This is a genomic window from Vibrio sp. RC586, from assembly GCF_000176715.1.
Classification (GTDB): domain Bacteria; phylum Pseudomonadota; class Gammaproteobacteria; order Enterobacterales; family Vibrionaceae; genus Vibrio.
This window is the reverse complement of record NZ_ADBD01000007.1, coordinates 201,380-221,324: the sequence shown is the minus strand read 5'-3', so window position 1 is coordinate 221,324 and position 19,945 is coordinate 201,380. Positions and strand designations below refer to the sequence as shown.

The window sequence follows — 19,945 nt, the reverse complement described above, 5'->3', positions numbered from 1 at the left end:
TTGGCACGATTAGCCATCAATATGCGGATGTGTTTAGCGAAACAGATAAGGGAAAAGCTGTTTTCTTTCTTGTGCAGAAAGGCTGCTAACTCTTGCGATATTGGTCTCTGGGATGGCTTCTGGATTTGGGTAGTGTTTCAGCACTTTTTCCATGCTCTCTTCACGGATCAGGTGAAAGATCGGGTAGGGTGAGCGGTTGGTGAGGTTCTCATCATCTTCTGGATCTGTGCCTGCAAAGCAGTAATCAGGATGGAACGTCGCGACTTGAAACACACCTTCCCAGTCTTGTTGGCGAATTAATGCTTCCACCCAGTCGATGTAAAAATTGTAATCAACAAAATCGTGCAGCAGGTTTGGGACAACGACGAGAGTCGTTTCAAGCTCTTGCGGCTCTTTAGTATCAAGCTCAAGCAATTGATCGTAAATATCTTGCAGCAGTGCTTCTTCATCACTGGCTTCACTGACATAGATTTTAATTTGCTGATTACGCTGTGGTTTTGCGGCAAATGGGCATAAGTTTAAGCCGATCACGACCTGATTAAGCCAGTGATCGACTTCTTGAATGATGGTTTCCGTTGACATGTTGAGCTCAGATTCTTCGTTTTACTTTTATCATGTGGCGCTGAGCATAGCACAACTTAGGCTGAAGGGCTGACCAAAGCCTGACTGCCTTGTGGCGTTTGTTTATTTTGTTGGCTTAAGCGCCAACCAAGGATAAACAAGACGAAGTAAAGCCCCAACCCACCGAGTGTGACCATTTCCCAGCCACCGTGTTGCCAACAGTACAGCAGATAAAAGCCGCCTAAACTACCGCCAATATAATAGTGAACCAAGTACAGTGCGGTCGCGGTGGCTTTGGCTTGCGTAGCTTTTTGACTAACCCAAGCGTAAGCCAAAGTGTGGGTGAAAAAGGCGCCGAAGCTAATCAAAATCAAACCGACCAGCATGGCGGGTATCGCTTCAATCAGCGCAATCAGCATCCCCACCAGACTGATGAGTGCGCCAAGCATCATGCCGGGAATAGCGGAGAAACGCCGGTTCCAGTTGGCGGTGAGCTTTGAGCTCAGTGTTCCAGCCAAATAACAGACGAAAATCAGTGAAGCAATACCGATGGGCAATGAGTAGGGTTCGGCGACTAAACGGAACCCCATAACAGAATAGAGGTTAACAAACAGCGCGAAGTTAACCCCGCCAATCAACATAGCGAGCCAGAGTGTGCGGTTTTGCAGATGTTTGACCAACGCACGATTGTGATGGAAAAACAGCCCACGCTGCGGTTTAAAATGCTGCTGAATGGGCAGCAAATACGCGACCAAAAGTGCGCCGAGCAGAGTAAAAATGGCCATTGCAACGACCGCATGTTGCCAACCAAGGGCATCGGTGAGTAATCCTCCAGCAATGCGGCCGGTAATACCACCCAGTGAGTTTGCGGCAATGTATCCGCCAATCGCTTTACCAAACGCTTGCGGAGAAAGCTCTTCGACCATGTACGCCACCGCAACCGAAGCAAAAGCCGCTAAAGCCACGCCCATTAAAGCTCGGGTGAGTACCAAAAACCAAAATTGCTCCGCGTAAAGCATGGCTAAACCAATCACAGGCATAGCAAATAAGCCGGTCAGCATCACTAAGCGTCGCCCAACTGCTTCCGAAGTGACTGCCCAAGGCACGAGGCAAAGTGATAAAGCTAAGGTGGAAGCAGCAAATAACCAGTTAATTTGGGTTTCCGAAACCGCAAAGTGATGAGCGAGATAGGGCAGCATAGGTTGGAAAAGATAAAGGTTACAGAAGACTAAAAATGAACCAAAAGCGAGGGCAAAGGTCACTTTTAAATATTGGGGAGAATGCAGTTCAATCATACAGCGGATCCGAGATGCGAAAAGGTGGCGATGTGATCACGATAGCAGTGGCATCTCGATTAATAAAATATATTAAAGTTATGGTTGTGATATGCGGAATATATGATGGAAGTTCGACAATTGCGCCATTTTGTGACCGTAGCAGAATGGGAAAGCTTCACCTTAGCCGCGCAGCAATTGCATATTGCGCAGCCGGCGCTGAGCATTTCGATTAAGAAATTTGAGCAGCAGCTCGGTGTTACCTTATTCAAAAGAGATGAAAGAAAAGTCGCGTTGACCCATGAAGGTGAAGTGTTGCTTGAACATGCCAAGCGCATTTTGCAACAGGTCAATGATGCTCAATTGGCGGTCGATGAGCTTAAAGGCGTCGTGAAAGGTGAGGTACGCCTTGGCGCGCCAAGTATGATGGGCTCTTATTTTTTCCCGCAAATCATCATGGCGTTTAAAAGCCACTTTCCGAATCTGAAAATGACGGTGATTGAAGCGGGTACTCAATCGATCCGTAAAATGCTGCTGTCAGGTGAGTTGGATATTGGGGTAATTTTGAATCACGATCTGCCGGACGATTTGGCAGCAGATCCGTTGCTCTCTTCGCAAATGGTTGCTGTGGTTGGTAAAAATCATGAGCTAGCAGAACGCCGTCACCTTACTTTTGCCGAGTTTTTTGAGCATGAGCTGGTGATGTTTAAACTCGGCTATTTTCACCGAGACTTTATTGATAAAGTGTGCCGAGAACATAAGTTCACAGCAGATTTTTCTTTTGAAACCAATTTGTTAGCTATGATTTTAAGTATAGTGAAACATGAGTATGCGATTACCGCGCTGTTGGAGTTGGTAACCAGCAATGAACCGGAAGTGAAGGCGATTCCGTTTGAACCGCCGGTGTGGCTTGATCTCGCATTAGCTTGGCGTAAAGAAGGTTATCTGTCCAATGCCGATCGTACTTTCATCGAATTTGTGAAAAAGTACGTTTAGAGCCAAGAAGAGCATTCATCTTTGCTGCTATTAATCTTTACTGCTGTAGATACGTTCAAAATTGGTGTGGTTCCAGCCGATCATCAAACGATCACCAATTTTTAGTACCGGAACACTGCGAGCGCCGAGAGCATCAAGCTCTTTGCGGCCGCGTTCCATTTTTGCGTTGCATAAGCGGTACTTAATGCCTTTTGAGTCCAGATAACGCTGGGCGTCTTTGCAATGTGGGCATTTATCTTTTATGTACAAAACCACGCGTTTCATTGGAATCTCTCATGTATCAAAAGGGCGCAAAGTGTAACGAGAGTCGGCTGGAGATGCAAATATCCCCTTCCTACTTGAAGCGCTGATACTTATTGGTGTAGGTGATTCTTGAGTGGAAATTGAGTAAACTTGCCGACCTTTTTTGTAACCCGAACTGAGCACGCGAAATGAGTATGCACCCTGCACTGAAGTACATTCAGGGATATCCCCAACACATTGTTGAACAAGTTGCTCAACTGATCGCAAATGACAAGCTGATACCTTGGTTTGAGCAGCGTTATCCTGAGCGGCACGATATCCAGAGTGAAAAAGCGCTGTTTGACTTCACCATGGCTTTAAAGAACCAATATATGAAGAAAACGGCTCCACTGAGTAAAGTCGTGTATGACGGAAAAATTCATCTCATTAATAATGCGCTGGGGTTACACAGCTACGTTTCTCGGGTGCATGGCAATAAACTGAAAGCAAAAAATGAAATCCGAATTGCCAATGTGTTTAAACAAGCACCTGAGCCGCTACTGCGCATGTTAGTGGTGCATGAACTGGCGCATTTAAAAGAGAAAGAACACAACAAAGCGTTTTATCAGCTCTGTTGCCATATGGAACCGAATTATCACCAGCTCGAGTTGGATGCACGGTTATACATGATGGTGCTAGAGCTCAAGGCAGGCAAAGCATGAACACTCCACTTAAGCCAAAACATGGGCAAAAAACAAATCGAAAACCGAAAGCCAATAAGCCAGTTGTGAAAAAACAGCAAACTAAGCAGCCGCCAACCCACAAAGTACAAGGTGAGGAAGCCGCTGCCGTTAAATCTGGGTTACATCCACGCAATCGTCATCGTGGGCAGTATGATTTTCCGGCACTGATTAAGGTCGTGCCAGAGTTGCAATCCCATGTTATGAAAAATCCTAAAGGGCAATGGACGATTAATTTTGCCGATCCGATCGCGGTCAAGTTACTCAATAAAGCGCTTTTGGCTCTGCATTACGGTGTCACCTATTGGGATATTCCAGAGGGCTTTTTATGCCCGCCCATTCCGGGTCGTGCGGATTACATTCATCGCGTGGCCGATCTGCTGCTTAAAGACAATCCCAAGTTAAACCCTTCTCAAGTTACAGCACTGGATATTGGCGTGGGCGCAAATTGTATCTATCCGATTGTTGGAGTGACGGAATACGGATGGTCATGGGTTGGGAGTGATGTCGATCCTGTCTCAATACAACAAGCGAGTTTGATTGTTCAAAGCAACTCGAAGCTGCAAGGGCATATCGAATGCCGCCTACAAAAGAACAGCCAACATATTTTTAACGGCATTATTAGAGCGGGAGAGCGTTATATGCTGACGACTTGCAATCCCCCTTTTCATGCATCCTTAGCTGACGCTCAGCAAGGAACCCAGCGAAAGTTGACCAACTTACAGGCAAATCAACGCAAGAAAGGTCGCTTAGCAACGCCAACCTCAAGCCACCCAAGGCTAAATTTTGGTGGTCAGAAAGCCGAGTTATGGTGCCCAGGAGGAGAAGCGGCTTTTATCGGTAAAATGGCGGTAGAAAGCCAGCAGTTTGCCGAGCAAGTGCTGTGGTTTAGCACTTTGATTTCTAAGGGTGACAATGTGCGCGACATGAAAAAACAGCTCGAAAAATTGGGCGCTCAGTCGATACATGTAATAGAGATGGCACAAGGGCAGAAGATCAGCCGTTTTATTGCTTGGAGTTTTCAAAATGCAGAACAGCGCAAGCTGTGGTGGCAGACAAAGTGATAATCTTTTACTTAGGCACTAGATTTAAACAAGAAGCCCATGTGATCTGAGACTCAACGAAAGGAGGGCAAGATGAGAATTGAAGACGTTCCACTCTATGCCCCCTGTCAACCGCACTGGTTATGCGTTCCTTTTATGAGTATTTTTACGCTTTTGCTGTTGATTGGGCTTGGTTTCTTTATTCGGGTTATTTACCGCGAATACCAAAAAATTCAGCGCGCCAAAAAGGTTCGCCGTTTGCGCCGTATTCACTATCGAGATCGCAAAGGGAGTGGCCGCCCGACCAATATCAAATAAGTGTTATGAAAGTGTTGCAAGTAACGCTTGATATTTTTGCTCCAAAGCGGGGTTTCCTGCGCGCTTTTCAAGATCTATCAATAGTTTGAGTGATGCCTTTTGGTAGCCGTAGCGCTGGTTTAGATTCATTAAACGCAGTCGTGCTTGAGTGTAATCTCCCGCATCAATCTCCATTTTGGTGAGTTGTAAAATGGACAGCAGCCGAGTGGGATCATGATCCACCGCACGCTTGAAATATTCACGTGCGTTGTCATTTTTACCCGCTTTCAACGCACACAATCCAGCGTTTTCATAACTCGCTGAAATCAAGTAGTAATAGGGTTGCTCAACCGCACGGCGAAAGTATTCATCGGCCGTGTCGTATTCTCCCTGTTTACACAAAAAGGTGCCAAAGTTATTCAGTACATTGCCGTTTTTGGGGTTTTGATTTAATGCTGAACGATACATTTTTCGAGCTGAATCATTTTCACCGACCGCTTCAAAATAGTGAGCCATAGAGAGTTGCGAGCGATAGTAATCCGGTGCATGTTGCAGCGCTTTTTCTAGGTTTTCGCGAGCTTTGATCATACTGCCATTAGCCAAATAGCCAAGACCGAGAGCGATGCGAGCTTCAGCCATCTCAGTAGGGTCACTTTGTGCTGCAACTTCTGACGTCTCTGTTACGGTGACACAGCCACTTAGGGCAAGTCCAATTCCTAATGCAAACACTCTTTTCATACATACCTCCAGTCAAAGTTCCCAATGATAGGCAATTCAGTCTGAAGGCCGAGCTGTGAGGATGAAGTCTGCGAGTCAGTTGGCAAATCTATCTTTATCAGATGATCTGAAGCGGCCGCGGAGTTGGCTACGTTCGATCACGGTTATTAATAACGCTAAGTGGTTTGAGAATGGATAGGCTCGTACTCTGTGGCTTGGAAGACAAATTGGAAGGGAATGAAAAGGCCGCACAGAGCGGCCAAGAGAGGTTATTCATCTTTGGTGAAGTTTGCTTCGCTGAACTTTTCTAAATCATACGGTGTTTGTTGATAAACACAGTAGTTAAGCCAGTTAGAAAATAGTAGGTGTCCATGGCTACGCCAACTGGCACAAGGCTTATTATCTGGGTTGTCATTGGGGTAATAGTTTACTGGAATTGCAGGGCTTAGCCCTTCACCTAAATCGCGTACATATTCGCTATGTAAGGTAAAGGCATCGTATTCAGGATGTCCGGTAACAAACACGTTGCGTTTATCTTTAGTGGCGGCAAGATAAACACCTGCCATATCAGAGGTCGCAAGAATATCGAGGTCGGTGTGCTCTGCCAGATACTCAGCGTCAAAGTCAGCGTAGCGAGAGTGTGGTGCGAGGAAGCGATCATCAAAACCGCGAAGTAATGGATGAAAAGGTTTGTGAATATCATGGTAATACACGCCGGATAATTTCTCTTCACGAGTGCGTTTAGGCAAGTTGTACAGCAGTTTTAGCCCTGCTTGCGCTGCCCAACAGATGTAAAGAGTGGAAGTCACATGCGCTTTCGCCCAACTCATGATGTTTTGTAAATGTTCCCAATACGCGACATCTTCAAATTGCACTAAGCCCAGCGGTGCGCCCGTGATGATTAACCCATCGAAATTGCGGTTTTTGACCAGCTCAAATTGGCGATAAAAAGTGTTGAGATGTTCTTCTGGGGTGTTTTTGCTTGGGCGATCATCGATGCGCAGCAGCTCAATATCCACCTGTAAGGGGGAATTGGAGAGTAGGCGTAAAAATTGAGTTTCCGTCTCAATTTTTTTTGGCATTAAGTTTAAAAGTAACACCTTGAGTGGGCGTATCTCCTGCGTCGAAGCACGCGATTCCGACATAACGAAGATGTTTTCGTTACGTAGCACATCACTCGCGGGTAATTGGTCGGGGATTCTAATCGGCACAGCTTTCTCCCTAAGCTCGATATGGACGTCTAAACATCTAGACTTATAACTCAACCGAAAATTATTGTCGATAGCAAAATGCATGCATCCTTAATCTAAGTTAGTATCACTCAGTTCATTTTCCCACTGTGATCTTATTATGCGCCCCCATTTAACCCTTATTCGCGGTTTACCCGGTTCTGGCAAATCGACTTTAGCCAAAACGTTACCAGCTGTGCATCTGGAAGCGGATATGTATTTTGTGAATGAACAGGGAGAGTACCATTTTCATCCTGAGCTGATAGCCCAAGCGCATCAATGGTGTCAACAGCAGACGGAGTATGGCTTGCAGCAGGGCAAAAATGTGGTGGTATCCAACACTTTTGTGCGGCATTGGGAGATGGCGGTGTATCGGAAACTTGCCCGAAAATATCGAGCTAAGCTGACGATCCTTGTGTGTCGGGGACGCTATCAAAACGTGCATGGGGTGGATGAAGCCACTGTTGAACGTATGCGTCAACAGTGGCAAGAGTAGAGATTACTGTGGATGTTTCGCTGTGCGTTTGAGATCTCGGCGTAAAAAATAATATGCCAAACCACCCCATACCAAAGCTTGTGCCCAAAGTAGCGTCCATTTCGGTGCGATGGTTGACCAACTGGCCGCCATTTGGTTTAGACCTAGGAAGCCTTGGATCCCCGGTGTGCTTGGGAAGCACTGCGCAAGCCAGACTAAAGGCGCAGGGATCATTTCCACCGGCCAAATAAATCCAGCGGTAAAAATCAGTGGCATCGAGCTAATTAACACCACCAAAGTGACCAGTTCGCGTCTCGGAGTCACTGCCCCCAATGCGATACCGACAAAATTGCAGGCTAATAAAAACGGCAGGAGCAGACTGAGTAGATCACTTGGTTTTGCTAATGTATTCACGCCATGCAGATCAAAACTGGCGCCGAAATAATATAGGCTTAGGAAGTAATAGACCGTAACCAATACGAGACTGCGCACCAACAGCAGTTTGGCGGGAGAAACTCGGCTCCAATAGCCGTGACCTTGCTTTTGGGTTCCGACCATAAGACCCGCTGCCATGATCAATGTTTGTTGCAGGATCAATACAAAAACGGCGGGTACGACGTAATCCACATACCCCATACGTGGGTTAAATGTGGGCTTGAGATTGGTACTGGTCGGCGAAAAATGCTGCGCCGCAAACGCCATCGGCTCACCTTCGATCACTAACCGGCTTACTTTTGTTTGCGCAGCGAGTGTGCCGCCTGCTTGGGCTAAGCCTTCAACAATCGTCCCATAAACCAGAAAATAAGAAGCATCGCCTGCATAAGCAAGAGTTGGGCTTTTACCCAGTAGCAAATCTTTGTAGAAATGTTCAGGAATCACTAAGATGCCTGCAACTTTCTTCTCTAAAAATGCCTGCTTGGCATCGGCAATCGTATGGTCTCGCCGAGCAATTCTGACTTGCGGTGTGGCGTCTACCATTCGCTCTAATTGATAACTGGCTTGACTCTGATCGAGATTGACCACCGACACGGTCTGCTCGCGCGGGATCTGCTTGGCGTAAGGAAGTGGGTAGAGGAAAGAATAAAATACTACGCCGCCGAAGATCGTCAATACGACAACGGGGTTGGTGATGAGCGCTTTTAATTCTGCTTTGAACAGTTGCCACAGACTCATACGGCTTCTCCGGCTTCACGAGATAAATGTTTGCGGATCAAGATCAGCACTAAACCAAGAGGCAGTAGGTAGCCCACCATGGCCGCTAAAGGCTGTAGAGAGGTGAAAGCCTCCAGACCATAGCTAACTTGGTTGACTTGCACTTCAATGTAATGGCTGATGGGCAATAGGCTACGCCATGCTTGTGCGAGGGAATTCATGTCACTGGCTGGAAAAGTGATGCCCATAAACGCAAAACTGGGTGCGGTGAATGCACCGGCAAAGCTCATTGCACGAGCGGGATCGAGCGTGAGGAAGTAGAAAAAAGCCCCCATGATCACGCAAGCGATAACCGTAATGGCTTGTGCAAACAATAATACTGAAAAATGCCCAAACATCGGCCAACGCAGCACATCATAAAACCAAATTAAAAAGCCGAGCCCTTGCAGCATAAAAATCGGTAGATAAGGGAATAGGGTGCGAGTTAAATGTCGCAGCGGTGCATCGGCTAGCCATGTTTTCAAGCCATAATGACGATAGTTGGCCGCCAGAATCAAAATAGTGCTGACGACAATCGTGATTTGCCATAAAGCAGGAACAATGGCCGAGACCAGAAATTGTGCGTAGTTGGTATTTGGATTAAAAAGAGGCGTAATTTGGGTTCGCACGGGAACTGAGCGCCCCATTGCGGCCAGCGTCGTGGTATGACTTTTAGTGGCGAGATTCTTCACCACATCAACCTGTGCATTAAACGTTCCTTGTGCTTGCACAACGGCAGAGTTCACCAGCTTGCCAACCAGAATCATCTGGCTGTTGTAAAAGGTCGTCACTTGCGGCTGCTCTTGGCGATAGATCGCTTTATCGAACTGGGTGGGGATCACCATAAAGCCATAAATCTGATTACTACGCATCGCTTGGCTCGCGTCATCTACACTCGCATAATGCTCACTGACTTGCAGAGTTGAGGTGGCATCCACTTCTCGGATCAGTTGCCGAGAAAGTTGGCTGTGGGAAAGGTCGACTACACCGAAGGGTAGATCCCGTGCGATACCTTGTGAAAAAATCCACCAGATGGAAGCCGCAAGGAGTAGCGGCACCCAAGTTAAGCATGAGAGTAACCATTGATCGTGACGCAGTAACGTCCATTGAGCAGGGATGGCGTGTTTCATCTTAAGTTTAATCACAACTTACAGCTTAACCACAACGCTCATACCCATGCGTAGTCCCTCAGTGGGTGTGACAGGACGGGCTTCTACCTCAAAAGTTCGCAGATCGAAACCTTGGGTTGCATCTGTTGAGCGCCATGTGGCAAAGTCGCCCATCACCGCAACATGAGTGACTTTAAACGCCACGTTTTTATCCAGAGCGGGTAAGTACGCTTCAAACTGCGTACCTTGAGTGAAGTGTTTAAGCAGATCCTCACGAACATTGAACACCGCCCAAGAATCTTGGGTATCCACTACGGTGACGACAGGAAAGCCTTGAGGGGCCAGTTCGCCACTGTGCATTAACACTTGTGATACTTCACCATCAAACCAACTCTGAATCTTAGTATCTGCGGCATACGCCTCGACTTCCGCGACCGCGCCTGCCGCCATACGCGCTTTTTCGAGCGCAGCTTGCTTGGTTTCTTCACGTGCGCCAGCTTTCGCGAGTTCATACATTTGTAGTGCGGCACTTTCGGTGTATTTGGCGGCTTGCCACTGAGTTTTCGCTTCGTCGCGTTTTTGTTCAGGCATTACGCCATCGTCATAAAGGTTATTCACGCGAAGATAGGTTTTTTCGGCGAGATCCGCTGCGGCTTGAGCTTTAAGCCACTGATCTTTAGCGGCCTGAATTTGCTGTTCACGCGCGCCGTTTTCTGCTTCTTGAGCCAGTGCGCCGGCGGCTTTTTGACCAGCGATCGCTTGCTCTAATTTGGCATCAATTTCAGGGCTGAGCAGGGTAAAAATCAGTTGGCCTTTTTCAACTTGATCGCCCTTGCGTACCAAAACCTGATCAATACGCCCCGGTACTTTGGAGGAAATGCTGTATTGTTGCGATTCGATTTGGCCTTGCAACGTAACAGGAACGGGCTGATACGCTTGATAAAAGCGATAACCAATCCAACCGACAACGGCAACAGCAGTGAGGGTCATTAAGGTGGTTTTTACTGTTTTCATTGCGATTCCTTTTACTTGGCAGCTGTATTTTTGTGTAGTGAAGAGAGAGAGACTGCCGATTGATGATAAGTGGAGAAACTGTTCATCTCGCTCGACAGCGCCAGTAATTTATTCAGTGAAATAAGATAATTAAAGCTAGCCAATGATTGCTGAGTGCGAATGCTCGCCAGATAGAGTTCGGCATCCACTACATCAACAGAGGTGGATAAACCTTGGCTGAACGCTTTTTGGCGTAAACGCAGGTTCTCTTGTGCCAGATTCAGACTGGAATTCAGCCCTGTGACTTCTTCTAACGCTTGTTCGGCTTCCAGATAGGTTTTTTCGACCAGCACGCTGAGATCTTGCTTAGCTTGAGCTTTCAAATAACGCACTTGATTGACGGCGCTATTTGCGGCTTTCACTTGCTCGCTACGCCCACTGTTTTCGATTAACGGAATGCTTACCCCAACACCAACGAGCCAGTCGGGTTTCATTTGACTGGCGAGTGAGTCATCTTCATGCAAACTGTAATCACCATAAAGGTACACATCCGGATAGTATTTCCCTTGTTCGGCCTTAATTAGACTACTGGCTTGTTTTTCTTTGGCATCGAGCAAACTTAAACCTGGGTAAGTGTTTAGAGTTTGCTCAATAAAGGCATGCATTGGCGGTAAGCTGGTATTGATAAACAACATTCCACTGGGTTCAACAGTTTCTGTGGCGCCTAAAATTTGAGTTAACGCACTTTGCGCTATGTCTAACGTTTTTTGTGCTTTCTTACGTTCGACTTTGGCTTTATCCAGTGAAGCATCGGCTTGCAGACGTTCAACGTGTGCAATTTGCCCTTGTTGCTCTAGCTTGAGCGCATGATCGCGATGTTGTGTCAACCCTTCTTCTACAGCAATTCGGGTTGTGAGCACTTCTTTCGCCAGCACCACACTGAAGTAATATTTGGCTAAATCTTCATAACGCGCTTGTACTTCCATCGCCAGTTGGCTTTGCGCTTCATCCTCTTTGCCTGCGGCGGCATCTTGTGCTGCGGTAATTCGCCCACCAGTAAAAATCGGCCAAATTGCACGAATGGAGGATGTGAAAATATCGCGTTCAGTGATGGTGGATTGAATCGATCCTAACCCTGCAAGTAGTGGTGCGAGTGTCGGAGGTAAAGCTGGCAGAGGTTGACCTGTGCTATCAAAGATTTGTTTTCCTGACAGCGTTACATCTTGATCAAGTCGAGTAAAATTCGCACCTACGCTGACCGAAGGTAAGTTCAGGTTTTGTGTGGCGTCTTTTAAATGGGAATAGCGTTCAACATTCGCTCTTTGCGCTGCCAGCGAATTATTCTGTTGTTGTAACATCTCCCAAGCGTCTTGGAAGGAGATAGGGGCTGCGTGGGCAGTCGGCATGGAGAGTATTGAGCAGACCACCAGAGAGAGAAGTTTCGCTTTCATTTTGGGCTCGATAGAGTGATTTTAGAGCTAATGCTCTATTTTTTGAGTGATGAAGTCAAACAAAGAGTGAGTGGATGCAGTATAAAAAACTGACTTCGCCTTGCAAGTCCGACTTATGGTCAATAAACAACAACACCCAAACAGGGTTTGGGTGTTGAATCGATTTGCAACCGAGTAATCTCAGGACGTTTAACAATGCGGGTAAGAGGGACAGTGGTAATCGGCTCTCCAAACAAGCTTTTTGGTTCCCTGCATCGTTGTAAGTACGTCTTTGCCTGACATTTGAGGAAATGCAAACAGCACGCGCAATTCATCATGTGTCTCGGGTTCTACTTCATAAGCCCTGACGTGAGTGAAAGTCGAGTGCAAATGGTCGCAAAGCATGTCTTTGGAAAGGCAAATTCCAAAAGCATCTCTTCTCATGTTCCTATTCCTTCTGACGTAATGTTTGAGTGAACTTGGCTGCAATTGCTATTTTGTTTTTTATGCCTGATTGCATCCCAACTATGTTTATGCTCACTGCGCGTTAATTATAGTCCTGTATCTTTTTATATGTGGTGGCGAAAGAGACAAATGTTGTGACTTGTGCCATAAATCTGATATGCAATCAGTTTTGTTTGTTTGGTTTTAGAGATCTCCCCATCCGATCTGACTTAGTGAATCTCGTGCTAGCCTCACACTTATGGGTTGTAGGTTTCGCACCCATGTTAAATTGGTGTTAGCTTTCACTCGCCAAACAAGGAGTGAAAAATGGTGTGGAGCAGTATTACTTTCCGCAAGCGAATGCTAATCATCATGACATTATCTGGGCTGATAGAGTTGCTACTTTTGGTGGCGGCTGGCTTTATGTACGTGAAGCATTCACAAGAGCAAGAGGTTGGTCAAAAAGCCTTAGGTGTCGCTTCATTTCTTGCTCAAACACCCGCAGTAGTCGCAATGATTGAAGCTGGTGACGCTTCTATGATGCAGCAACAATCTTACCGTGAGCTTACACATCTGATTGGTGCCGCCTTTATTGTCATTGGCGATAATAAAGGCATTCGACTTGTGCATCCGCTTGATGAGCGGATTGGTAAGCCGATGGTTGGAGGAGACAATGATCGAGCCTTGCTCGATGGCGAAGCGTATGTCTCCTTTGCACAAGGTTCTTTAGGTAAATCAGTGCGTGGTAAAGCCGCTGTGGTTAACCGCAGTGGTCAGATTATTGGCGTGGTTTCTGTCGGTTATTTGATTGAGCGTTTACAAGATAAAATTGAACCATTTCTGCTTTATTTAATTGCTACAGCACTGATGGTTGTTGGCGCGAATGCGGTGGTTTCCAGTTATGCATCTCGACGTTTCCAACGTGCGATTTTGGGCTTTGAGCCAGAAGAAATTGCGCGTTTGTACGTTGAACTCGATGTCACAATGAGTACCCTCAAAGAGGGGATTATTAGTATTGATGACAAAGGTATTCTACGTTCTATCAATAAAAGTGCTTGTGAAATATTAGGATTGAGCCGAGAGCAGGCGCTTAATCGAAAGTTAACGGCCACACTACCAGAAAGCGATCTTTATACTGTGCTTGCGACAGGACGCACTGATCACGATATTGAGCTTTACCTTAATAAACATTGGATTATTGCCAACCGTAGCCCGATTGTGGTGGAGGGAAAAGTGGTTGGGGCGGTATCCAGCTTTCGTTTGCGTGATGAAATTAATGAGCTGACCGAACAGTTAGCCCAAACGCGTGAATATGCTGAAATGCTTCGTTCGCAAACTCATGAGCACCGCAATAAATTAAATACCATCAGTGGGTTGTTGCAAATGGGGGAACAGGATGCGGTGCAACAATTGATTGGTCGAGAAACGGAGCACTATCAATCACTGATTGAGTTTCTACGCGAAAGGATTAAAGACCCCCTAATTGCAGGCATGCTGTTGGGTAAAACGGAGCGGGCGCGAGAACTGGGCTTAGAACTCTTGGTTGAAGATGGCGCACGTTTGGAGAGCCTACCGCCACATATTAATGCCGAAGATGTGGTAACGATTTTAGGTAACCTGATCGATAACGCATTTGAGGCGACACTGAGTGCGATAAGGACACTTGCTGTTGTGCCACAGGAACAGCGTATTGTAGAAGTATCGATCAGTGATTTTGGAAACGAAATCATATTAGAAGTGGATGACCAAGGTTGCGGGTTGCCTAAAGGTTTGGAGCATTGGCAATTGACCGAGAAAGGAGTATCGAGCAAAGCCAAGCAAAATCGAGGTGTTGGGCTCTATTTAGTCAAACAACTGGCCGATCGTTATCAAGGACAACTGGAAATGCACAGTAAGGAGCAAGGCGTCAGAATGACGGTTTATTTACCCAAGGATGCAATGTAATGAATGCTCGAATCCTGATCATTGAAGATGATGCAGCAATTGCGCAGCTTCATCATCGTTATCTCACCCAATTGGAAGGCTTTGATGTTGTGGGCATTGCCACCTCACAAGCTGATGCACGCTTGCAGGTTGATGTTTTAAATCCTGACTTAGTGTTATTGGATGTGTATTTACCCGATGGCACAGGGCTTGAGCTTTTGCAGTGGATCCGAGGACGCAATGTACATTGTGATGTCATCCTAATTACAGCCGCTCGTGAAGTAGACACGTTACAGCAAGCGATGCGTGGTGGTGTGGTGGATTATTTGCTCAAACCTGTGATATTTCCGCGACTCGAAGCCGCACTAAAAAAATATCAGATGCGTCAAATTGAGTTGAAACAGTTGGCGGATTTTGATCAGCAGAAAGTGGATAAAATGCTTACACCGCATTCTGTTGAGGTGATGCCTCAGCGTTTACCGAAAGGGATTGATGCGTTGACATTGGATAAAATTCGCGTGCTATTTCAAGCCTCTGGCATGCTGACGGCTGATGAAGCTGGTGAAAAAATTGGGGCAAGCCGCACAACAGCTCGGCGCTATCTTGAGTATCTTATCAGCTCAGGGGAGTTGGAGGCGGATCTCAGTTATGGTACGGTGGGGCGACCTGAACGGACCTATCGCAAAGTACATCGTTATCCAACCTGATTAGACGGATTGAACAACTGCATCTAAAGTTTAAACAGATTACACGAATGTGATGGGGTCGACAGATGCAGTGGCGTTTTTGTTTGACAGCTGTGCTCGGTGTTGTTCTTGGATTAAATCTAACGGCTAGCGTTTACGCCCAACAAGGGTTGGAGTCGCTCACCTACTATACGGAGAATTATCCTCCGTTAAATTTTTCACAAGATGGTAAGCCCACTGGTATTGCTGTGGATTTACTGCAACAAGCCGCTGCTGCCGTGGATGTAAATCTAAGCGCTGAGCAGATTTTGGTGCAACCTTGGCCGCGCTCTTATCGCTCCGCGCTGTTAAAGCCCGATGCTGCCCTTTTTTCAACGACTCGTACGGCACATCGTGAAAATTTATTTAACTGGGTGGGACCGATTGCCGATATAAAGGTAGTTGTGTTGGCACGTAAATCGAGCCATATCAAAGTCAACGACCCAATAGAGATAGGCAAATATCGAGTTGGTGTGATCCGTGATGATATCGGTGAGCAACAACTGTTGCAGTTTGGTGTACCAAGGGAGTCGATGGTTGAAGGTTCAACCTTCAAAAGTCTGGCGGAGCAATTGTTAAAACGGCGAATTGATTTACTCGCTTACGATGAGAGAACTGCGCTTTGGTTGATGAGTCAAGAGCGTTTTCCGCTCGAAGAATTTGAAACTGTGTACGTTTTAATGCAAGGTTCACTGTATTATGCATTTAACAAAAATATAGATAAGTCAGTATTGGATGATTTACAAAGAGGCATCGAACTTGTGAAAACGAGTGTTGATGAAAACGGAGTAAATCGCTACCAAGCCATACTGAATAAATATCAATAACCATCCCGAGAAGATGTGACGATTATGAACAATCCAAGCAGTACAATTTTGACTGAAAGCGGCACTAACGAGTTAGAGATCATCGAATTTCATCTTGAAAAAGTGCTGCCCAACGGGCGAACCAAAACCTGTTATTACGGGATAAACGTTGCAAAAGTTCGCGAAGTTATCCGAGTTCCGGAAACCACCGATTACCCGAATGCACAACCGCATATGATTGGCGTGTTCTCTTCACGGGAAATTTTAACGCCATTGGTTGACCTAGCTGGGTGGTTGGGTGTTCCAACGTCAACAGATATCAGTAAGAAGTATGTGATAGTGACGGATTTCAACCGGATGACAAACGGCTTTCTAATCGACAGTATCAGCCGTATTCACCGTATCTCTTGGAATGATGTGGAATCCCCAAGTCAATTCCTTGAGGCGGGAGAGCAAGACTGTGTGGTTGCGGTCGTGCGCCAAGATACCAAGCTGATCATGATCCTTGATTTTGAGAAGATTATTGCCGACATCAACCCTGAATTGAGCATGGAAAAATACGATGTGACGGTAGATAGAAAAGTCGACCTGAATCAGCGTATGGTCACTAAACGTAACGCGAAAACCGTTATGGTTGTGGATGACTCAGCCTTTATCCGTAGTTTGATTCAAGACACGCTTAGCTCTGCCGGTTATAACATCATTGCTTGTAAAGATGGCGGTGAGGCGTACGAAAAACTGATGGAAATAAAACAAACAGCGAAAGACGAAAATATTCCAGTAAGTGAGCTTGTTGACGCTGTGGTAACGGATGTTGAAATGCCTCGTATGGATGGTATGCACTTACTAAAACGACTGCGCGATGACGAAGCATACAAGGAAATGCCAATTGTTATGTTCTCTTCTTTGATGAGTGAAGATAACCGAGCCAAAGCATTAGCTTTGGGGGCTAATGACACGATCACTAAGCCTGAGATCGGCAGAATGGTGTCTATGATGGATAAATATGTTCTGAATCTTTAAGAAAGTGGAGCTTAGCTCCACTTTTATCAAATTGAGTATTTGCACCGCTAAAATGTGCTCTACTCTGGGGTAACTCCTTTATTTTCCGCACAAAATCATCAAGTCAAACTGGCCTTTCGGTAAAACATCAGTTATCAATGATAAATCATCGTTAATATCGACCTTTAGGGTTGCTCGACCTGCAGTAATTTGCGGGCACCTATAAGGTTTTGGCACCTCTTCTTTTGTGTGGTTCATAGCTTATGCTTGAAATCTTTATTGTCGTCATACTGTTAGTGCTATTTTTCTTTGTTATTCAGAAGTATGTGATTCGTCACGACGATACCAAAGAGTACGCCTATAAAAAGAAAGGCCCGCTGCTGGATATGAAAGAGAGCGCTTTTTACAATGCGTTAGTGAGCGCAGTAGGGGATCATGGAGTCGTATTGGCGAAAGTGAATATGACGAACGTGATCACTCCGAGCAAAGTGGCGAACAAAAAACACTGGTTCATTGCTTATAACAAGATCTCGAAAAGCTATTTTGATTTTTTGGTTTGTGATGCCAGAACACTTGAGCCGAGAGCTGTTATTGAGTTGGATGATGGTAGAGAGCTGCAAAAAGGCAAAGTAGAGCGTGAAAAACTACTGCTTCATGTGTGTAAATCAGCCAATATTCCACTGATAGGAACCAATATCAGAATGAGTTACCAAGTCGGTAAACTTAGACGACTATTGGCGGCTCATATTGATTTAATTCAAGCAGAGCAAGAAGTGAGATTCTGTAAACGTTGTGGGAGCCCAATGGTGATTAAGGTCGCTACGCAAGGTGAGTATCGTGGTCGCCGTTTTTTCACTTGCAGCAGACAGCCGCATTGCTCTTACACTGAAAACTATAATGTGGTTTACGAATTTGAAGAAGAGGAGAATGCAGATAACAACTAGCTATGCGTTTTCCGTTTGTTGCGTGGTGACATCATTTTTATCTTGTGTATGTCTGAATAAACGAACTTGGTTTCTTCCTGCTTTTTTAGCTCTATAAAGTTCAATATCAGCAAATTTCAGGAGATCATTGAGTTGATCTCCTGACTGATATTCACAAACCCCAATACTGATTGTGAGTTGAATTCGTTTATCCCCATACGCGAATAAATGCTGGCTGACGATGGCTCTTAATCGTTCGCAAACTCGCTCTGCTTGCGTTAAGGATTGATCGAATAAGGTTACGCAAAACTCTTCGCCTCCGATCCGGTAAAGATTGTTGTCACCAACCACTTGCGTTAGCAAACGTGTAGTGTCGATCAGTACCTTATCACCCGTATCGTGGCCGTATTGATCGTTAATCGATTTGAAATAATCTAAATCGATCACGAGCAAACACAGAGATGTTTGATCACTAAACTTCTCAAAATGTTCAAATGAAGTGGTGAGTGACAACCTATTGTGAGCATTGGTTAATGGATCTCGTGAAGCTAGATAGAGTAGGGAGTTTTCAATTTTACGCCGATTATCTTCGTAAACATGTGCAACGACCCAAATACCAATATAAGCAAAACATAGATGGAGTAATACTGACCACGAAATCACCGGTTCATCATGTGACTGCCAATAAACAGTACCGCTTTGCAGAATGAGGAAAATAGCGGAAGTGGTGAAAGCAAAGCGCGCTGAGGTGAAAATATAAAACAGAATCGGTACGAAACAGCTCCATACATATACGCCCATGCCAAGGGGTTTTAGATAGGTAGCAAGTAGTGTTGTTCCCGTTAGAATAAATAGATAAAGATGAATTTGCCCTTCGGTATGCGCTCGTCGTTTGGAGAGCGTATGGATGTAGAGCGAGTAAAGAGCGCAGACTAATTCAATCAATGCCAATTCAAGGTGAACTCGTGACAAAAAATTGATCAGAGCCATTAAACTGGCAATGATTGCCCAAAAGAAGCTCAGGCCACAAAGCACCGAAGCGCGCAGCGTGTGTGTGTTGTCAAATAGCCTAGCATCCATGCACTCACCCTCTCCGGGGCTTAAACGTAAGCGTTTATAGTACAGAGTTGAATGGGGTGATCAACTTTGATCTTGAATGCAAATCACAAAAGTAGACGGCGCTCTAATTCTTTCAACGGCAGAGAAATTTGCAAGTCAGTGAGTAAAGAAGAGGGGTTGGAGAACAAAAAAACACCAAACTGATGATGGAAAAGCCAAACGATTCAAAAACAAAGAAATTGGGCTTGCACGCCAGAAAAACTGCCGTTAATATCCACCTCGTTCTCAAGCGATGCGTCCGTAGCTCAGTTGGTTAGAGCACCACCTTGACATGGTGGGGGTCGGTGGTTCGAGTCCACTCGGACGCACCATGAGGAACAGCAAAACAGTATGCGTCTATAGCTCAGTTGGTTAGAGCACCACCTTGACATGGTGGGGGTCGGTGGTTCGAGTCCACTTAGACGCACCAAAATTCTCAACAAAAAGCCCGCTTCTGTAGCGGGCTTTTTGTTTGCTCACATTTTATTTTTCTTCCTATCATCCTCTAGGCTTCTTCTTCCTGCCGCCTTATTTCATGCCACTATCAAAAATTTCCCAAGAAACCTCCGTTTTTACCCTGATAGATCAAACAATAGCCACCAAATCCATACAAAGAGTCTGGATATTGGGTATGATGTCACACGAAGATTTCCCTGATTTATATAGGGTTAAAGAATAATCAAAAGATTTGCGATAGGCAGCTATTACGTTGCCAAAGAGTCGTTGAAGTTGTGATATGACGGGGGA

Annotated in this window: 21 protein-coding genes and 2 tRNA genes; 12 read left to right on the top strand and 11 right to left on the bottom strand. The window is 45.7% G+C overall.

Going from position 1 to position 19,945, the window contains the following annotated elements; all coding sequences use genetic code 11:
- Window positions 1–33 precede the first annotated feature (33 nt).
- Together VOA_RS13030 and VOA_RS13035 are read right to left on the bottom strand one after the other, a co-directional pair.
- Entirely contained in the window at window positions 34–582 is a 549-nt protein-coding gene (locus VOA_RS13030; protein ID WP_000102808.1) for a DUF1415 domain-containing protein, read from the bottom strand.
- A 56-nt stretch (window positions 583–638) separates the two neighbouring features.
- Entirely contained in the window at window positions 639–1,856 is a 1,218-nt protein-coding gene (locus VOA_RS13035) for an MFS transporter (RefSeq protein WP_000571070.1), read from the bottom strand.
- 105 nt (window positions 1,857–1,961) lie between these two features.
- Between VOA_RS13035 and VOA_RS13040 the strand changes: the two genes are divergently transcribed.
- Complete coding sequence (locus VOA_RS13040) at window positions 1,962–2,831, top strand: LysR family transcriptional regulator (RefSeq protein ID WP_000453907.1); 870 nt, start codon at window positions 1,962–1,964, stop codon at window positions 2,829–2,831.
- A gap of 30 nt (window positions 2,832–2,861) precedes the next feature.
- On the opposite strand, the gene VOA_RS13045 is transcribed toward VOA_RS13040, so the two are convergent.
- Entirely contained in the window at window positions 2,862–3,095 is a 234-nt protein-coding gene (locus VOA_RS13045; protein ID WP_000832721.1) for a glutaredoxin family protein, read from the bottom strand.
- 173 nt (window positions 3,096–3,268) lie between these two features.
- On the opposite strand from VOA_RS13045, the gene VOA_RS13050 reads away from it, so the two are divergent.
- The 3 genes from VOA_RS13050 to VOA_RS13060 all read left to right on the top strand — a co-directional run bounded on the left by VOA_RS13050 (window position 3,269) and on the right by VOA_RS13060 (window position 5,154).
- Window positions 3,269–3,775 carry a M48 metallopeptidase family protein gene (locus VOA_RS13050; RefSeq protein WP_000553153.1) on the top strand — a complete coding sequence of 169 codons (507 nt, stop codon included), beginning with the start codon at window positions 3,269–3,271 and terminating at the stop codon, window positions 3,773–3,775.
- A complete protein-coding gene (gene rlmF / locus VOA_RS13055) occupies window positions 3,772–4,857 on the top strand; it encodes a 23S rRNA (adenine(1618)-N(6))-methyltransferase RlmF (protein ID WP_001095827.1) in 1,086 nt (361 codons plus the stop codon). Before VOA_RS13050 ends, rlmF begins: the two co-directional genes overlap by 4 nt.
- A gap of 72 nt (window positions 4,858–4,929) precedes the next feature.
- Window positions 4,930–5,154 carry a hypothetical protein gene (locus tag VOA_RS13060; protein WP_001217309.1) on the top strand — a complete coding sequence of 75 codons (225 nt, stop codon included), beginning with the start codon at window positions 4,930–4,932 and terminating at the stop codon, window positions 5,152–5,154.
- Between the two features lie 3 nt (window positions 5,155–5,157).
- Here VOA_RS13060 and pilW read toward each other — a convergent pair whose 3' ends face one another.
- Complete coding sequence (gene pilW, locus VOA_RS13065; RefSeq protein ID WP_000831968.1) at window positions 5,158–5,871, bottom strand: type IV pilus biogenesis/stability protein PilW; 714 nt, start codon at window positions 5,869–5,871, stop codon at window positions 5,158–5,160.
- A gap of 248 nt (window positions 5,872–6,119) precedes the next feature.
- Window positions 6,120–7,061: a homoserine O-acetyltransferase MetA gene (gene metA, locus VOA_RS13070; protein ID WP_001122738.1), complete on the bottom strand. Its 942-nt coding sequence runs from the start codon at window positions 7,059–7,061 to the stop codon at window positions 6,120–6,122.
- Window positions 7,062–7,200: 139 nt separating this feature from the next.
- On the opposite strand from metA, the gene VOA_RS13075 reads away from it, so the two are divergent.
- The gene (locus tag VOA_RS13075; RefSeq protein WP_001247356.1) at window positions 7,201–7,575 is read left to right on the top strand and encodes an ATP-binding protein; all 375 of its coding nucleotides are present in this window, start codon (window positions 7,201–7,203) and stop codon (window positions 7,573–7,575) included.
- Between the two features lie 3 nt (window positions 7,576–7,578).
- Here VOA_RS13075 and VOA_RS13080 read toward each other — a convergent pair whose 3' ends face one another.
- The 5 genes from VOA_RS13080 to VOA_RS0117430 all read right to left on the bottom strand — a co-directional run bounded on the left by VOA_RS13080 (window position 7,579) and on the right by VOA_RS0117430 (window position 12,721).
- Window positions 7,579–8,727: an ABC transporter permease gene (locus VOA_RS13080; RefSeq protein ID WP_000061018.1), complete on the bottom strand. Its 1,149-nt coding sequence runs from the start codon at window positions 8,725–8,727 to the stop codon at window positions 7,579–7,581.
- Complete coding sequence (locus VOA_RS13085) at window positions 8,724–9,875, bottom strand: ABC transporter permease (protein ID WP_000679636.1); 1,152 nt, start codon at window positions 9,873–9,875, stop codon at window positions 8,724–8,726. Before VOA_RS13085 ends, VOA_RS13080 begins: the two co-directional genes overlap by 4 nt.
- An 18-nt stretch (window positions 9,876–9,893) precedes the next feature.
- Window positions 9,894–10,868 carry an HlyD family secretion protein gene (locus tag VOA_RS13090; protein WP_000859635.1) on the bottom strand — a complete coding sequence of 325 codons (975 nt, stop codon included), beginning with the start codon at window positions 10,866–10,868 and terminating at the stop codon, window positions 9,894–9,896.
- Window positions 10,869–10,879: 11 nt separating this feature from the next.
- Window positions 10,880–12,298 carry a TolC family protein gene (locus VOA_RS13095; RefSeq protein WP_000644932.1) on the bottom strand — a complete coding sequence of 473 codons (1,419 nt, stop codon included), beginning with the start codon at window positions 12,296–12,298 and terminating at the stop codon, window positions 10,880–10,882.
- 189 nt (window positions 12,299–12,487) lie between these two features.
- Window positions 12,488–12,721: a hypothetical protein gene (locus VOA_RS0117430; RefSeq protein WP_001250485.1), complete on the bottom strand. Its 234-nt coding sequence runs from the start codon at window positions 12,719–12,721 to the stop codon at window positions 12,488–12,490.
- A 327-nt stretch (window positions 12,722–13,048) separates the two neighbouring features.
- Here VOA_RS0117430 and VOA_RS13100 point away from each other — a divergent pair, with 327 nt between their 5' ends.
- The 5 genes from VOA_RS13100 to VOA_RS13120 all read left to right on the top strand — a co-directional run bounded on the left by VOA_RS13100 (window position 13,049) and on the right by VOA_RS13120 (window position 18,121).
- Window positions 13,049–14,665 (top strand): sensor histidine kinase, encoded by a 1,617-nt coding sequence (locus tag VOA_RS13100; protein WP_000262318.1) that lies wholly within the window; start codon window positions 13,049–13,051, stop codon window positions 14,663–14,665.
- Window positions 14,665–15,351, top strand: a complete 687-nt coding sequence (locus tag VOA_RS13105; RefSeq protein WP_000993912.1) for a response regulator — start codon at window positions 14,665–14,667, stop codon at window positions 15,349–15,351. Before VOA_RS13100 ends, VOA_RS13105 begins: the two co-directional genes overlap by 1 nt.
- 65 nt (window positions 15,352–15,416) lie before the next feature.
- Entirely contained in the window at window positions 15,417–16,196 is a 780-nt protein-coding gene (locus tag VOA_RS13110; RefSeq protein ID WP_001198751.1) for a substrate-binding periplasmic protein, read from the top strand.
- Window positions 16,197–16,220: 24 nt separating this feature from the next.
- Window positions 16,221–17,198, top strand: coding sequence for a chemotaxis protein (locus tag VOA_RS13115; RefSeq protein WP_001064343.1), 978 nt, complete (start codon window positions 16,221–16,223; stop codon window positions 17,196–17,198).
- 242 nt (window positions 17,199–17,440) lie between these two features.
- Entirely contained in the window at window positions 17,441–18,121 is a 681-nt protein-coding gene (locus VOA_RS13120) for a DUF2726 domain-containing protein (protein ID WP_000889648.1), read from the top strand.
- Here VOA_RS13120 and VOA_RS13125 read toward each other — a convergent pair whose 3' ends face one another.
- On the bottom strand, window positions 18,122–19,180 hold the full coding sequence (locus VOA_RS13125; protein ID WP_000340045.1) for a GGDEF domain-containing protein: 1,059 nt from the start codon (window positions 19,178–19,180) through the stop codon (window positions 18,122–18,124).
- A gap of 273 nt (window positions 19,181–19,453) precedes the next feature.
- Between VOA_RS13125 and VOA_RS13130 the strand changes: the two genes are divergently transcribed.
- Window positions 19,454–19,530 (top strand) — tRNA-Val (locus tag VOA_RS13130).
- 21 nt (window positions 19,531–19,551) lie between these two features.
- Window positions 19,552–19,628, top strand: a tRNA-Val gene (locus VOA_RS13135).
- The last annotated feature ends 317 nt before the right edge of the window (window positions 19,629–19,945 follow it).

What these genes read in the sequence shown, in the direction of transcription:
- VOA_RS13115 (WP_001064343.1), top strand. Translation starts at nt 16,221, where the DNA reads ATGAACAATCCAAGCAGTACAATTTTGACTGAAAGCGGCACTAACGAG.
- VOA_RS13105 (WP_000993912.1), top strand. Translation starts at nt 14,665, where the DNA reads ATGAATGCTCGAATCCTGATCATTGAAGATGATGCAGCAATTGCGCAG.
- VOA_RS13075 (WP_001247356.1), top strand. Translation starts at nt 7,201, where the DNA reads ATGCGCCCCCATTTAACCCTTATTCGCGGTTTACCCGGTTCTGGCAAA.
- VOA_RS13125 (WP_000340045.1), bottom strand. Translation starts at nt 19,180, where the DNA reads ATGGATGCTAGGCTATTTGACAACACACACACGCTGCGCGCTTCGGTG.
- pilW (WP_000831968.1), bottom strand. Translation starts at nt 5,871, where the DNA reads ATGAAAAGAGTGTTTGCATTAGGAATTGGACTTGCCCTAAGTGGCTGT.
- VOA_RS13090 (WP_000859635.1), bottom strand. Translation starts at nt 10,868, where the DNA reads ATGAAAACAGTAAAAACCACCTTAATGACCCTCACTGCTGTTGCCGTT.
- VOA_RS13050 (WP_000553153.1), top strand. Translation starts at nt 3,269, where the DNA reads ATGCACCCTGCACTGAAGTACATTCAGGGATATCCCCAACACATTGTT.
- VOA_RS13085 (WP_000679636.1), bottom strand. Translation starts at nt 9,875, where the DNA reads ATGAAACACGCCATCCCTGCTCAATGGACGTTACTGCGTCACGATCAA.
- VOA_RS13040 (WP_000453907.1), top strand. Translation starts at nt 1,962, where the DNA reads ATGGAAGTTCGACAATTGCGCCATTTTGTGACCGTAGCAGAATGGGAA.
- VOA_RS13080 (WP_000061018.1), bottom strand. Translation starts at nt 8,727, where the DNA reads ATGAGTCTGTGGCAACTGTTCAAAGCAGAATTAAAAGCGCTCATCACC.
- rlmF (WP_001095827.1), top strand. Translation starts at nt 3,772, where the DNA reads ATGAACACTCCACTTAAGCCAAAACATGGGCAAAAAACAAATCGAAAA.
- VOA_RS0117430 (WP_001250485.1), bottom strand. Translation starts at nt 12,721, where the DNA reads ATGAGAAGAGATGCTTTTGGAATTTGCCTTTCCAAAGACATGCTTTGC.
- VOA_RS13110 (WP_001198751.1), top strand. Translation starts at nt 15,417, where the DNA reads ATGCAGTGGCGTTTTTGTTTGACAGCTGTGCTCGGTGTTGTTCTTGGA.
- VOA_RS13045 (WP_000832721.1), bottom strand. Translation starts at nt 3,095, where the DNA reads ATGAAACGCGTGGTTTTGTACATAAAAGATAAATGCCCACATTGCAAA.
- VOA_RS13035 (WP_000571070.1), bottom strand. Translation starts at nt 1,856, where the DNA reads ATGATTGAACTGCATTCTCCCCAATATTTAAAAGTGACCTTTGCCCTC.
- VOA_RS13100 (WP_000262318.1), top strand. Translation starts at nt 13,049, where the DNA reads ATGGTGTGGAGCAGTATTACTTTCCGCAAGCGAATGCTAATCATCATG.
- VOA_RS13030 (WP_000102808.1), bottom strand. Translation starts at nt 582, where the DNA reads ATGTCAACGGAAACCATCATTCAAGAAGTCGATCACTGGCTTAATCAG.
- VOA_RS13060 (WP_001217309.1), top strand. Translation starts at nt 4,930, where the DNA reads ATGAGAATTGAAGACGTTCCACTCTATGCCCCCTGTCAACCGCACTGG.
- VOA_RS13095 (WP_000644932.1), bottom strand. Translation starts at nt 12,298, where the DNA reads ATGAAAGCGAAACTTCTCTCTCTGGTGGTCTGCTCAATACTCTCCATG.
- VOA_RS13120 (WP_000889648.1), top strand. Translation starts at nt 17,441, where the DNA reads ATGCTTGAAATCTTTATTGTCGTCATACTGTTAGTGCTATTTTTCTTT.